We start from the raw sequence: 12687 nt of genomic DNA, 5'->3' as shown, positions 1-12687 counted from the left end.
ATGATTTAGTTTAAATCATTCGCTTTTTTTCGTAAACAATCGTTCCATGGTATTTAGTCATGAGTAGTTCGTTTATAAATGTGTATAAATCTCCTATCTTGCAAACAATATGTAGGAAAAGGAGTGAGTATGATGATGAAACCTATACTAATTGCTTTATCCCTATTAGTAATCACCGCTTGTGGAACCGATGATCCTAAACCACCTGAGGCATCTGTAACACCTGATCATATAATGAACTCTTTAGGAGAAGCAGTTGTTGTAAGTGCGGCCATCACCAAAGAAAACGTTACAGTCCGACATAATGTTAAGGATAAAAACGTATATGTTGAGGTCGTCATCCCAGGATTTAATTTTAGTTCAGCACCTGACAAGAAAAAGGTTGATGGAGAAGGATACATTCATCTCTATCTAAATGGTAAAAAGGTAGATGAGATTCACCAGGCTGCTTTTATCGTAAAAGGGCTACCTAGTGGAAAACATAATTTAAAAATTGAACTTGTACAAAATGATTCAACTAGCTACGGAATAGAAGAAGAATTTTCTGTTACTGTTGAATAGATAATTATCCAATAAAAAATGAGCCTTATGATAGTAAAGGTTCATTTTTCCTTTTTTAGAAATCAAAAAGCTAGAGTACCAAGAATTACATAGTTTCCGGCTCCTGCACCAAGCCTAGGAAGGCAATTTCCTTTTTCAAAGTTCAAAGACCCTCTTATTTCTTAAAGGTACAATTGCTATCATTCGGGGACTATGCTTTTTGTTTCCAACTTAATTCATTTTCTCCTTTTACTGTTTCGTGGTATGATAGAAATGGTAGGAGGTGTCGCGATGCTTTCAACTTTAGAAAGAGTTGAACTTATTGAAGAAGCAGAATTACTTGGACGAATGATAACTGAATCGGAAGTGGCTGAGCATTATCGTCACTGTTTATATATTCTAAATCATGATCAGGAAGCCCAAGATCTCATAAAGAGATTTGTAAAGATAAAAGAACGCTATGAAGAAGTACAAAGATTTGGTAGATACCATCCTGATTATCAGGAAGTCATGACAGAAACAAGGCACTTAAAAAGAGATGTTGATCTACATCCTACTATTCACTCATTCAAGAAAGCGGAGAATCAATTACAGGAGCTGTTGGATGAGGTAAGTGTGCTTGTAGGTCAAGCGGTATCTGAATATGTAAAAGTACCAACGGGAAATCCATTTTTTGATCAAAAGTCATGTAGTGGAGGCTGTGGCTCTGGCGGGAGCTGCGGTTGTGGATAATAGCTATAGGCCACCGGCTTATAGCTATTATTTTAGCCTTATGCAGTCTACACATATATTCCCACAGCAGAACATTTTTTCTTGAGGAACATAAAACCGATGTCGGTATACATAAAGACTTGATTCCTGTCGGACAAAAATTGTTTCTACATGAAGTCGCTTTCCCTTCATAACTTGAGCGGAGGCTGTTTTTAAAAGTTGCTCTAAATCTTTCTGTGTCGTTTCTTCGTTAATCTCAACATATAGAAAAGGAATACCAGAATAGTTTTGCTTTCTGGCAGATTGTATGGCTGAATGTTGTACTAATGTTTCCAGAAAGACATCCCAAATTATTTCTAGATTCATCGTAAGGCTCCTTTCGTGAGGAGAATTTCACACTTCTATTGCTTGTCAAATATATTTCATGCTAGACTAGATTTTAACAGAGATTTATATAAAAGGGGATAAAAGGATGTTTGAAAAGCGACAGGGGATCGTAGTTTGGTTGCACCATTTAAAACAAATTAAAAACTTACGTCGGTTTGGAAACATCCATTATGTTTCTAAGCGGCTAAAATATTGTGTTCTATACTGTAATATGGATGAAACCGAGCAAATTACAAAGAAGCTGCAAGCATTACCTTTTGTTAAAACGGTAGAACCTTCTTACAAACCTTTCTTAAAAATGGAGTTTGAAAACTCAAAACCAGATAAAGCAAAGGAATATGACTATAAAGTTGGAATTTAGTACAAATCGGCCTGCTATTCTATAGCAGGCCGATTGTGTGTTTTTCTGATAGTGCCTAGACGTTTTTCTTAAGATAGCGGGGGGATTATGTGATGCAATCTTAAAATACCAATTACATATTGATAATAAAGTTCCTTTTCAGCAAATGCAGTTGAAGGCTTAATTTTAAAGGTAATCACTGGGACCTCAAGACTATTACTTAGGGTTTCAAAAAGAACCAGGCGTTGACTTTTCTTTTCCTCAAATAAAGGTATTCCTTCTCTACATATGTAAATGGGTTGAAACTTCCCTGTTTCCGCTGGATGCAATACAACCGCTAAGGAAGTCATCTGTTTATCATCTTTTGTTGTATGCAGTGCCACTAAATGTTTGATTCTGTGTTGATTAGAGGTGGCGATCTCTAACAGCTCATAAATATCTGAATATCCCTCACCTAGTTCAATAAAACGCTGAATCATCATTCTCTTCCTTTCATACTAAATCTATTCCATATCATAAATAATCATACATCAATTAGAGTGTATTATGTAAGTACTATAAAGTTAACACAAAACTCTGTTAAATAAATTGTTGCATCCGTTACGATACACTTTTAATTAGGTAGGAGAAGGAAGCCATTTCATCCTTAGAATATACACACACTCTCTTACAAAACTTACCACAAAAAAAACCCTGCAGTTTTTCGTTCTGCAGGGTCCTTCTATTTCTTAAAAGCAAGCTTTTAAGAGTAAGAAGGCAAAGGGAGAGGAGAAACCGGAGGAAGAACTTATGGGGAAACGTAAGTCTTCTCCGCGGTTGGCAACAACATCACGCATAAGGATGTTGTTACTACTAAGTATGACCAAATGAAATGTGCCTATACATAATGTCTCTATTTATTTACAATTGTTTTTCTTTTGTGTCAAATATGTTAGGATAATGTTGTTTATACTTGATGTATACATAATTGATGAAGCTAAGGGTTGTGAATATAAAATGAGAGTGGTTTCGGGTAAATGTAAGGGACACCCTTTAAAGGCGGTCCCAGGTCAATCAACTAGACCTACAACAGATAAAGTAAAGGAATCTATTTTTAACATAATTGGTCCTTACTTTGATGGTGGACTTGGTTTAGATTTGTTTGGCGGAAGTGGTGGCCTAGGGATTGAGGCTATTAGCAGAGGCTTAGACAAAGTAATTTTTGTAGATATTGATCAAAAGGCTATTCACACCATTAAACAAAATGTCGAGTCCTGCAGAGTGAAGGAACAAGTAGAAATCTATCGTAATGAAGCAGAAAAGGCTTTAAAAGCCTTAATTAAGAGAGAACTTACTTTTGATTTTATTTTCTTAGATCCCCCTTACTTTAAACAAAAATTAGAGGCGCTTATCTCTATCATTGATAGTAATCGCCTCTTAAACCAAGGCGGAAGAATAGTGGTTGAGCATTCTACTGATGTTGAAATGCCAGATTCAATCGGGGACTTAGAGTTAATACGTGCAGAGAAGTATGGAATCACAGCAGTCTCGATTTATAAATATAGCGAACGTATGAATGAAGAAGGGGGAAATGAACTTGTCTAAAATAGCAGTCTGTCCAGGAAGCTTCGACCCTGTTACACTAGGACACTTAGATATTATCAAGAGGGGAGCTAGTGTGTTTGAAAAGGTGTATGTGTGTGTGTTAAATAACTCATCTAAACAGCCTTTATTCTCTGTAGAAGAGCGATTGGAGCTTCTTAGAGAAGTAACACAGGATCTTCCTAATGTAGAAGTTGACTCATTCAAAGGATTACTAATTGATTACGCAGCAAGTAAAAATGCAAAAGTTGTGTTAAGAGGACTTCGTGCAGTTTCAGATTTTGAATATGAAATGCAAATAACTGCAATGAATAGGAAGTTAAATGAGGACATCGAAACCTTATTCATGATGACAAACAGTCAATATTCATTCTTGAGTTCTTCGATTGTAAAGGAAGCTGCCAAATACAAGGGGAATATCTCAGATCTCGTACCAGCTGCTGTGGACCGAGAGCTAAAAAAGAAATTTACCGAACTCTAAAAAACTGCATCCCACACAATGTGGGTGCAGTTTTTTTGCGAGATAAAGAATATAAAATTTTTTACTTAGGGTTTGTGTCTAGCTCCAGCGCCCAGCCAAGATGAAATTGCGATGATCTTTGCAATTTCATCCTACCTCGAGGGAAAAAGGAAGTTTACTTTTTCCTAGGTCAAATGTTCCTTCGAGAATAAAAGGGAAAAACCACCCTTTTTTTCTCGAAGGAACATTTGCTTGTCGGAGGCCTGCAGGATGCAGGTCAGACAGGCGTTGCAACAGGACGTTGGGTCTTAGCCTGTCTTCCTCTTCCAGGGCGCTTGCGCTTTCCTTATCGGGCCACGCCTCTCCTTGCAATAATTACGATATAAATGCAAAGTGAGAGTAGTGTAAATAGTGGACCGTAATCAATCATATTTGTCCAAAACGTATTGCCATAGGATGCTGAATGCTCAAACCATTTCATGACTGGAACTGTTCCTTCACCAGATGCTTGTAAATTAACATAAAGTGGTTTCCACAGAATGAATGCAAAGATACTAGCAAAAAAGCCGTGAAAAATTCTTGCGATAAAAAAAGGTTTAAAACGAATATCAGTCTCTGATAATATACTTGCAACCTGTGCCTGTACAGAGAAGCCACAGAAAGCTAGAATAAAGCTGACAATCACAACCTTCTCCAATAAACCTGCATTTGCATCACTAGTCAAATCACTTCCGAGTGTGATTTCAAACAGTCCTGATATTAAAGGTACGCTGAGCTCTGTAGAGAGATGAAAGGTTTGTAGGATAAAAGATAGAAAAATACCAACAAGATCTGTAAAATGGACTAACGATAATAAGCGATTTAATACAGAAAAAAGAATAATAAAGCCGCCAATCATTAATAAGGTTTGGATTGATGATGTAACAGCATCTCCAAGCATTTTACCTAAGGGGCGCTTCTCTTCCAATCTTGTTCTATGTAAAACTCGAAGTGCTTCAATCAAAGAGAATCCCTTTCTATCTTCACCTACGGTACTCTCTTGGTCAGAATTGCCATGAAACCTCATCATAAAACCAACGCAAACATTCCCAAGGTAATGTGAAATGGCTAGAAGAATCCCTATTTGAGGATTCCCGAAAAATCCAACTGCAACTGCTCCGAAAATAAACAGAGGATTTGAGGAATTTGTAAATGACACTAATCGTTCTGCTTCAATTGCGGTTAACTGTTTTTCCTGACGAAGTCTTGCAGTAAACTTGGCTCCAGCCGGAAACCCAGAGGCCATCCCCATTGCCCAAACAAATCCGCCAACTCCAGGGACGCGAAATAAAGGTCTCATAATAGGTTCAAGTATTACTCCTAAAAAACTAACAACTCCAAATCCAATTAACATTTCTGATACGATAAAAAATGGTAGTAGGGAAGGGAACACAATACTCCACCACATATCTAAACCATCTAACGAGGCGTCAAATGATGCCTTCGGAAATGTAATTAATGAGATTGCCATCAATGTTATGAATGAAGCTAATAATATTGTTTGCAGCCTAGATAATGTCAAAGTTATGCCTCCTATATAAGACTTCTAAATGATTGATGAGCTGAGTATGAATGTAGGAATAGTGGTAAATGACATCAAGTTGTCCACCAATAGTATCAATATACGTTGTAAGGGGGCGCATTTAGACCATAATAATATGATTTCATGTACAAAAGTCTGTGATATAAGTACAGGCACTTCCAACTGATGTATATGATGAGTAATAGGATATGAAAAAATAAACTGGAGATGATATGCTTGATACGACCTAAGATTGGTCTAGCACTCGGCTCTGGAGGTGCTCGCGGATTTGCCCACCTGGGAGTGATTAAAGTGCTATTGGACCATAATATCCCTATAGATTATATTGCAGGAAGTAGTATGGGAGCATTAATCGGAAGCTTTTATGGAGCAGGGCATAGCATTGATCGGTTATACAATCTAGCAATTGCGTTTAAAAGAAAATACTACCTTGACTTTACCGTTCCTAAAATGGGTTTTATTGCAGGTAATCGGGTTAAAGAATTGATTAGAGTATTTACACAAGGCAAAAATATTGAAGAGTTAAAAATTCCTTTAGCGATTGTTGCTACCGATTTAATAAAGGGTGAAAGAGTGGTCTTCCGGGAAGGCTCTGTTACTGACGCGGTCAGAGCTAGCATTTCTATTCCTGGAATTTTGGTTCCTGAAAAAAAGGATGACAGGCTATTAGTAGACGGTGGAGTCATTGATCGGTTACCTGTATCTGTTGCAAGGGAGATGGGAGCAGATATCGTCATTGCAGTTGATGTAAATGATGGCAAAAAAGTTGAAGAGATTTCATCTATTTTTGATGTTATTATGCAAAGCATTGACCTTATGCAGGATGAACTTGTGAAATATGTGGTAAATGATTCAGACATCACAATTAAGCCGAAAGTTGGAATTTTTAGTGCTAGAGCATTTACCAATATAGAAGAAATCATTAAAATGGGGGAAGAGGAAGCATTATTACTTTTACCAACAATTTTAGAAGTGATTGAAAAGTGGAAGGAGACAAATGGTGAGTAAGCAAAAAAGAATCACCCTTTTTATCATAGCTGGTACGATCATCCTACTTTTAAATTTTATCAAGCTACCCTATTATTTAAATATGCCAGGAGATGCGTACGAGCTTCCGCCTATCATTGAGGTTGAAGGTGGGGATGACTCAGAAGGGAAATTTATGATGACGACAGTAGGGGTAAGTAGGGGGAAAGTAAATGTCCTTACCTACCTTTGGGCAAAAGTAGCCCCCTATCATGATTTAATACCGGCAGAACAAATGAGGTCTAGAGGGGAAACGGATCAAGAGTACTTTTATAGGCAGCTACATATGATGGATATGTCACAAAACGTTGCTGTTGCAGTGGCATATGAAAAAGCAAATAAAAAAGTAAATTATCAATATAATGGCGTATTTGTAATGAGTGTTATTGAAGGAATGGATGCAAGAGATAAGCTAGAAGTGGGAGATCGAATTTTTGAGGTGGAAGGTAAACCCATACTAAATTCAGAGGAGTTTATCGAATACGTGGGGAGCCTTACCCAAGGAGACCAAATTCAGTTATCTATTGAACGTGAAGGAACAGTCCTGAATAAAGTGGTTAAAATTAGCCCATTCCCAACGGATCCGTCAAAATTCGGGGTAGGCATTTCTTTAGTAACAGACCGTGAAATTGAGGTAGAGCCAAAGATTAAGATAAATACTGATACTGTTGGCGGTCCTTCAGCGGGTTTAATGTTTACTTTAGAGATATATAACCAGCTTTTGGAAGGGGACCTAACAAAGGGCTATAAAATAGCCGGTACAGGAACGATTAATTATGAAGGTGTTGTAGGACCGATAGGAGGAATCAAACATAAGGTAGTCGCTGCAGATAAAGCAGGAGCTGATTATTTTCTTGCTCCGAATGAAATGAATGCGATAGATTCTAATTTTAACGAAGCTGTAAAAACAGCAGCTGAATTAGATACTGAAATGGAGATTATCCCAATCGATACGCTAGAGGACGCTATAGAATTCTTAGAAACTTTAGATGAAAAATAAGGAAGGGCCATAGAGGCTCTTCCTTATTATATTTTATGATAGATAGAATTTTATAAACTTGAAGAGTAAAAGGAAAGAACTCCATTTTTCTCTTTAAAGGAATATTTGCTATGCCTGTGGCCCTGGAGGATGCATGTCAGGAAGGCGTTGCAACAGGAGGTTGCGTATTTACCTGTCACATCATTTGCCGGGGCGCTTGCACCTTTTGTAGGCATTAATGACTAAACTCACGTTTTACGCTGTCGTATTGAATAGGAGGGGTAGCGTATTCGGAATGTAACAAGTTAGATCTAATGGGTTCATCAGCCACTATATTATAGATTTGAGAAGCTTTTATATCTAATTCTAGCTGTGCATTAGTAGAACCTGAAAGCTTTGAAATGATTGGTAGTGTTGCTTTCTTCTTATTTTCTTGTAAATAAGTACGACCCTTTTCACTCATACCTAATAATCTTATATAATGGGCTTTCTTTTCTTGTAATACGTCTTTCATCACCTTTTTAGAGGTATTAGTCAAAAGATGCGTACATGCACGTTGAAGCCTTGTCCAAGTATACCGTTTTGTTTTAAGTCCCTCCATAAACGCATGAAAGCTCTCAGCACTCTTTATTTGTGAAATAATCCGATGCTCTAATCCCTCTTCAATTTCATAAATACATTCTAGTTCTGCACTAGAAGATGAGAGTACCTTATATTTTAATAATTGAAAATAGCTCTCCCAATCACGAAAATGTTGAAACGCTAATTGATCGCTAACTAAGTGATGATATGTACTTTCTGGTATGTAATCTTTAATTTCATCCAAAGTTCCTGAAGGGGAGAAGAGCGCCTTTCGGATACTTGTTGCACTTGCAATGGAAGGTGATTGAAAATGCTCATCATGGTAGTTTGAACCGGTTCTAGTAATCGTTTTTGGAATAATTTTAGCCTGTTGATCATGAATGGATTTTACATAGTGATATCCTAAAATATTATTTGGAAGACTTAGATCAACTACTTCTTCCTTAATTTCCAATGCATGAAATGCTTTTGATGCTGATTTAGGGAAACTATTTCCGTCTTTCACAAACCCTTGGACATATGTATCAAACTCATCAACTCTTGTTTGCATAACCTGCAGCGTTTGTAAAAAAGAATTAATATCACCTGATTCACTACCAAAGCATACTTCATCAACTCCAAGTGCCTCAAGAATTGATATGGCGCCATTAGCAAAGATCTCGGCTTTTTGAGTAGCAAAAGCATATGGAAGCTCAATAACTAAATCAACTCCCGCTAATAAGGCCATTCTTGTTCTCGTCCATTTAGATACTAGAGCGGGTTCTCCTCTTTGTAAAAAGTTTCCGCTCATGACAGCTACGATACAATCTGCCTTTGTTTCCTTACGGGTTTGTTGTAAATGATATAAATGTCCATTATGAAAAGGATTATATTCAACAATCACTCCAGCAGCCTTCATATGTGCCTCCCCTTTTATATGGTTATAAGTTGTGGTAAAATCATTCTAGCCAAACATTTACCTATATATCTTCTATTCATCAAATTGAATGAGTAAGGAATAAAGGCGATTGGCATATTAAAGTAAAACATGATAAAGTGTGAAGAATAGCTAAATATGACTTAAAATATTTTTTCATTATTTAAATATAGTTTAGAATTAAATGTTGAACCCTTATTTAGACGCCTTTTTTTAGGAGTTTAGGACAACTCAACAGCCAATCTATATTTTAAGTATAGTGTAAAGAAAAAATATTGACAATTCTATTATACAAAGCTATAATTACCTTTGTTGCCTTGAGGTGATCATTTGTGAAATGGCATGTACATCAGTTAAAAAAATATCAACATAAGCCGCTTTTGATAGAGGAATCGGTTGATGTAAGCGAACTGAAAAGAATCAATCACGAAATTAGAGACGTCTATCCAGTACATGTTACTGGTAAGGTAGATGTTAGTAGTGATAAAGCAACCTTTCATTTGCAACTTACAGGGACACTTGTGCTACCTTGTTCAAGAACGTTAGTAGATGTTGATTTTCCTTTTGACATTACAACAACAGAGCATTTCCTCCTCCAACCAGCTGATTATCAGGTTGATGAGGATTTTCATGAGCCGGAGGGTGAAGTTATAGACTTGACTTCTGTGATCATGCAAAATATACTTCTTGAAATTCCGATGCAAGTTTTTGCAGAAGATCCAAATAAAGAAGAAAGTGCTCCACAGTCTGGTAAGGATTGGCAAGTTATAACCGAACTGGAAAAAGCAGAAAAGGTTGATCCGCGTTTAGCGGGATTAGCAAAATTTTTCAAAGATGATAAGTAAGAAATAGTTCATTTTTTAAGGAGGTGGGAAGAATGGCTGTACCTTTTAGAAGAACATCTAAAACTGCAAAGAGAAAGCGCCGTACACATTTCAAGTTAGAAATTCCTGGAATGGTGGCTTGCCCTAACTGTGGTGAGATGAAATTAGCTCACCGTGTATGTAAAGAGTGTGGAACATACAAAGGGAAAGATGTTGTAAACAAATAATAAACTCCGAGACCGTACTAAATTTAGTACGGTTTTTTTATTTTTAGATTTGTTAAAGTACAATGGTGATTTTTAGAAGTCTTGATTGTAGTGGAAGGACGCGAGTGTCCTGTAACGAAAATCAACAACAAAGTTTAACAGAGCCTATTTTTAAATAGAAAATTTATTGGAAAGAAGAGATCCCTTTGACAAAAACTAGTGTAGAAAAAACAGAAAGTGGAGTAGTGATCTTAACGATTCAAAGACCGTCTGTAAGAAACGCGATTGACTATGATGTTATGGATCAATTGAACAACATAGTTGAGGAGTTGAGTGTTGATATATCTTCTAAAGCACTGATCATCACCGGTGAAGGTGAACAAGCCTTTTGTTCTGGTGGGGACTTATCTGTTTTTCACGAATTACATACTGAGGAAGAAGCATATTTTATGCTATCTAAAATGGGAGAAATACTATTCAAGCTGATGACTTTGAAAAAGCCTACAGTTGCTCTGATGAATGGTATTGCAATTGGCGGTGGTCTAGAGTTAGCAACTGCTTGTGATTTTAGGATTGCCCGAACAAACACTAAGTTTGGATTTGTTCAAGGAAGACTAGGGATTACAACGGGATGGGGTGGAGGATCATATCTTTTTGAGAAACTGCCATATGACCAAGCTGCGAAGCTCTTGTATTCTGCCAACATGGCAAGTGTTGAATATGGACAACAAATAGGATTCATTCAACATCTCATTGAAGAAGATAATCATAGAGAGGCAGGAATTAAGTGGGTTGTAGATTTGGTAAGAAATAGTGATTCTCTCGTTCTAGCTGCTTATAAGGAAATGGTAATTAGAAAATGGGAGACTACCCAATTGAAACAGCGAGTCATAAAAGAAATAGAGCAATGCTCAAAGCTGTGGGCGCTTCCTGCACATCATGAAGCAGTAAATCGTTTTTTATCAAAAGAAAAAAATTGAGTTTACGATAGAAAATTAATAAAGCCAGCACTATTCTATGTCTATCTTTTCTACTAGTCGCATATGTATGAATTAAAAAGTGACTAGGGGGGATTTGTATGACTACTGTCCGTCAAGATGCATGGACTCAAGATGAGGATTTATTTTTATCAGAAGTAGTATTACGTTATATTCGTGAAGGTGGAACTCAATTAACAGCTTTTGAGGAAGTGGGTAGAAAGCTATCACGTACATCAGCAGCCTGCGGGTTTCGCTGGAATTCGTTTGTTAGAAAGCAATATAAGCAAGCGATTGAGCTTGCCAAAAAACAGCGCAAAGAGCTTAAGAAGGATGGAGCTCTTGCTAAAACAACACCAGCTGATATCAATGTAACCCAAGAAAATAACAAAACTGATCAATCCTTATCATTATCAGATGTAATCCAATACTTACAAAATTATGAGCAAACTGAGGATGAGCAACAATCTCTTAAGAAACAAAACCAGGTACTACAAACGAAGCTTGCAAAGCTAGAAGCAGAAAACAATAGTTTATTTAAAGAAAAAAGAGATGTGGAACATCAGTTAGAGTTAGTAAAAGAGGATTATAAGGCCCTAATCGGTATTATGGATCGGGCACGAAAAATGATGATGCTACAAGATGAAGATGAAGGTAAGGTAAGGTTTCAAATGGAGAGAAACGGTAGTCTAGAACGAGTAGAATAATAATTTAGGAATGCTAACATAATCGAAGAATGATGTTCTTAGCACTAAAATCGGTTACTACAGATTAACATTAAAAACTATTAGCTTTAAACTAAAACAGCTGCCCAAAAATTGGGCAGCTGTTTTTATGGTTTGGTAATCTATTAGTTACATCAACTGTATTTATAAGCAGAAGGACTACCCATAGTTCGGCAGTCCTCCTGATATCATATTTCTATTAGTCTCTAATCTGTTCTTTAACACCATTAGGATACCAAACAAGTGGGTTCTCTCCTAAATCTCTTTCCATGTCATACGTAACAGGTGTAAAGCCCATAGCGCTCCAAAACTCCTTGGATTTTACACGTGGATTTGTCTTGATAGGCAGTTGATAGCTCTTTGCATATTCTACCAGTGCTCTTCCAAATCCTTTTTGTTGGTAGTCAGCTAATACTTCAAGCTTCCAAAGCTCTAAATAATCTTGAGGTGGATCAAAGTATTGATCAAATCTTTGATCAACTCGATATAAACTCATTCTAGCGACTAACTTTTCTCCGAAATAAATTCCATAAAATGGAGATTCACTATCATTTTCAATAATATTTTCTTGTAAGTCTTCAAGCATGGAAAGTTCCTGAATACCGTACTCCTTAAATCTTTTAAACTCTTCTATTGTTTTGTAGTTTATTTTTAATTTCTCTACCTTTAAGGTTGTCATCATCTAAGCTCCCCCTACACACTTTTCTTACTTACACTACCTATATTATAATACACTTTCTCAAATTTTTCCTAACAAATTTAGAAAACGTTTTCATTTTAAAGAGGAATTATTGTAAAAGTAAAGAAATATTAGTGATAAGGAATTAAAATTATGATTCCGAACTAACCAT

General features: G+C 36.6%; 16 protein-coding genes. 11 read left to right on the top strand and 5 right to left on the bottom strand.

Annotated features, from left to right (window positions below):
• The first annotated feature begins 132 nt into the window (after positions 1 to 132).
• Together G4D63_RS01275 and G4D63_RS01270 are read left to right on the top strand one after the other, a co-directional pair.
• Positions 133 to 561: a hypothetical protein gene (locus tag G4D63_RS01275; protein ID WP_163176898.1), complete on the top strand. Its 429-nt coding sequence runs from the start codon at positions 133 to 135 to the stop codon at positions 559 to 561.
• A gap of 270 nt (positions 562 to 831) precedes the next feature.
• The gene (locus tag G4D63_RS01270; RefSeq protein ID WP_163176896.1) at positions 832 to 1272 is read left to right on the top strand and encodes a YlbF/YmcA family competence regulator; all 441 of its coding nucleotides are present in this window, start codon (positions 832 to 834) and stop codon (positions 1270 to 1272) included.
• Positions 1273 to 1299: 27 nt separating this feature from the next.
• Here the strand turns inward: G4D63_RS01270 and G4D63_RS01265 are convergent, their stop codons facing one another.
• The gene (locus G4D63_RS01265; protein ID WP_163176894.1) at positions 1300 to 1617 is read right to left on the bottom strand and encodes a hypothetical protein; all 318 of its coding nucleotides are present in this window, start codon (positions 1615 to 1617) and stop codon (positions 1300 to 1302) included.
• A gap of 106 nt (positions 1618 to 1723) precedes the next feature.
• Between G4D63_RS01265 and G4D63_RS01260 the strand changes: the two genes are divergently transcribed.
• Positions 1724 to 1999 (top strand): YlbG family protein, encoded by a 276-nt coding sequence (locus G4D63_RS01260; protein ID WP_163176892.1) that lies wholly within the window; start codon positions 1724 to 1726, stop codon positions 1997 to 1999.
• A 68-nt stretch (positions 2000 to 2067) separates the two neighbouring features.
• Here G4D63_RS01260 and G4D63_RS01255 read toward each other — a convergent pair whose 3' ends face one another.
• The gene (locus G4D63_RS01255; RefSeq protein ID WP_163176890.1) at positions 2068 to 2457 is read right to left on the bottom strand and encodes a DUF7147 family protein; all 390 of its coding nucleotides are present in this window, start codon (positions 2455 to 2457) and stop codon (positions 2068 to 2070) included.
• A gap of 517 nt (positions 2458 to 2974) precedes the next feature.
• On the opposite strand from G4D63_RS01255, the gene rsmD reads away from it, so the two are divergent.
• Positions 2975 to 3562 carry a 16S rRNA (guanine(966)-N(2))-methyltransferase RsmD gene (gene rsmD / locus G4D63_RS01250; protein ID WP_163176888.1) on the top strand — a complete coding sequence of 196 codons (588 nt, stop codon included), beginning with the start codon at positions 2975 to 2977 and terminating at the stop codon, positions 3560 to 3562.
• Complete coding sequence (gene coaD / locus G4D63_RS01245) at positions 3555 to 4040, top strand: pantetheine-phosphate adenylyltransferase (RefSeq protein ID WP_163176886.1); 486 nt, start codon at positions 3555 to 3557, stop codon at positions 4038 to 4040. Before rsmD ends, coaD begins: the two co-directional genes overlap by 8 nt.
• Positions 4041 to 4365: 325 nt before the next feature.
• Here coaD and ylbJ read toward each other — a convergent pair whose 3' ends face one another.
• Positions 4366 to 5580, bottom strand: coding sequence for a sporulation integral membrane protein YlbJ (ylbJ, locus tag G4D63_RS01240; protein WP_163176884.1), 1215 nt, complete (start codon positions 5578 to 5580; stop codon positions 4366 to 4368).
• Between the two features lie 237 nt (positions 5581 to 5817).
• Here ylbJ and G4D63_RS01235 point away from each other — a divergent pair, with 237 nt between their 5' ends.
• A complete protein-coding gene (locus G4D63_RS01235) occupies positions 5818 to 6609 on the top strand; it encodes a patatin-like phospholipase family protein (protein ID WP_163176882.1) in 792 nt (263 codons plus the stop codon).
• Positions 6599 to 7627, top strand: a complete 1029-nt coding sequence (locus G4D63_RS01230) for a SepM family pheromone-processing serine protease (RefSeq protein WP_163176881.1) — start codon at positions 6599 to 6601, stop codon at positions 7625 to 7627. The genes G4D63_RS01235 and G4D63_RS01230 overlap by 11 nt, the downstream gene beginning before the upstream one ends.
• 214 nt (positions 7628 to 7841) lie before the next feature.
• Here G4D63_RS01230 and G4D63_RS01225 read toward each other — a convergent pair whose 3' ends face one another.
• Positions 7842 to 9086, bottom strand: a complete 1245-nt coding sequence (locus G4D63_RS01225; protein WP_163176879.1) for a nucleotidyltransferase — start codon at positions 9084 to 9086, stop codon at positions 7842 to 7844.
• 350 nt (positions 9087 to 9436) lie between these two features.
• On the opposite strand from G4D63_RS01225, the gene G4D63_RS01220 reads away from it, so the two are divergent.
• The 4 genes from G4D63_RS01220 to G4D63_RS01205 all read left to right on the top strand — a co-directional run bounded on the left by G4D63_RS01220 (position 9437) and on the right by G4D63_RS01205 (position 11818).
• Positions 9437 to 9949 carry a YceD family protein gene (locus tag G4D63_RS01220; RefSeq protein ID WP_163176877.1) on the top strand — a complete coding sequence of 171 codons (513 nt, stop codon included), beginning with the start codon at positions 9437 to 9439 and terminating at the stop codon, positions 9947 to 9949.
• Positions 9950 to 9981: 32 nt separating this feature from the next.
• The gene (gene rpmF, locus G4D63_RS01215; protein ID WP_163176875.1) at positions 9982 to 10155 is read left to right on the top strand and encodes a 50S ribosomal protein L32; all 174 of its coding nucleotides are present in this window, start codon (positions 9982 to 9984) and stop codon (positions 10153 to 10155) included.
• 185 nt (positions 10156 to 10340) lie between these two features.
• Positions 10341 to 11114 carry an enoyl-CoA hydratase/isomerase family protein gene (locus G4D63_RS01210; RefSeq protein ID WP_163176873.1) on the top strand — a complete coding sequence of 258 codons (774 nt, stop codon included), beginning with the start codon at positions 10341 to 10343 and terminating at the stop codon, positions 11112 to 11114.
• Positions 11115 to 11212: 98 nt separating this feature from the next.
• Positions 11213 to 11818, top strand: a complete 606-nt coding sequence (locus G4D63_RS01205; protein ID WP_163176871.1) for an RsfA family transcriptional regulator — start codon at positions 11213 to 11215, stop codon at positions 11816 to 11818.
• A 217-nt stretch (positions 11819 to 12035) separates the two neighbouring features.
• On the opposite strand, the gene G4D63_RS01200 is transcribed toward G4D63_RS01205, so the two are convergent.
• A complete protein-coding gene (locus G4D63_RS01200) occupies positions 12036 to 12515 on the bottom strand; it encodes an N-acetyltransferase (RefSeq protein WP_163178337.1) in 480 nt (159 codons plus the stop codon).
• Positions 12516 to 12687: the final 172 nt, after the last annotated feature.

The sequence above is a fragment of the Bacillus mesophilus genome (genome assembly GCF_011008845.1).
GTDB classification, from domain to species: domain Bacteria; phylum Bacillota; class Bacilli; order Bacillales; family SA4; genus Bacillus_BS; species Bacillus_BS mesophilus.
Note: the sequence above shows the minus strand (reverse complement) of the source record. Positions and strands in the feature narration are given on the sequence as shown.

Excerpts from the sequence above, each read along its gene's own strand:
- G4D63_RS01275 (WP_163176898.1), top strand. The coding sequence starts at position 133 with ATGATGAAACCTATACTAATTGCTTTATCCCTATTAGTAATCACCGCT.
- G4D63_RS01270 (WP_163176896.1), top strand. The coding sequence starts at position 832 with ATGCTTTCAACTTTAGAAAGAGTTGAACTTATTGAAGAAGCAGAATTA.
- G4D63_RS01265 (WP_163176894.1), bottom strand. The coding sequence starts at position 1,617 with ATGAATCTAGAAATAATTTGGGATGTCTTTCTGGAAACATTAGTACAA.
- G4D63_RS01260 (WP_163176892.1), top strand. The coding sequence starts at position 1,724 with ATGTTTGAAAAGCGACAGGGGATCGTAGTTTGGTTGCACCATTTAAAA.
- G4D63_RS01255 (WP_163176890.1), bottom strand. The coding sequence starts at position 2,457 with ATGATTCAGCGTTTTATTGAACTAGGTGAGGGATATTCAGATATTTAT.
- rsmD (WP_163176888.1), top strand. The coding sequence starts at position 2,975 with ATGAGAGTGGTTTCGGGTAAATGTAAGGGACACCCTTTAAAGGCGGTC.
- G4D63_RS01230 (WP_163176881.1), top strand. The coding sequence starts at position 6,599 with ATGGTGAGTAAGCAAAAAAGAATCACCCTTTTTATCATAGCTGGTACG.
- G4D63_RS01225 (WP_163176879.1), bottom strand. The coding sequence starts at position 9,086 with ATGAAGGCTGCTGGAGTGATTGTTGAATATAATCCTTTTCATAATGGA.
- rpmF (WP_163176875.1), top strand. The coding sequence starts at position 9,982 with ATGGCTGTACCTTTTAGAAGAACATCTAAAACTGCAAAGAGAAAGCGC.
- G4D63_RS01205 (WP_163176871.1), top strand. The coding sequence starts at position 11,213 with ATGACTACTGTCCGTCAAGATGCATGGACTCAAGATGAGGATTTATTT.
- G4D63_RS01200 (WP_163178337.1), bottom strand. The coding sequence starts at position 12,515 with ATGACAACCTTAAAGGTAGAGAAATTAAAAATAAACTACAAAACAATA.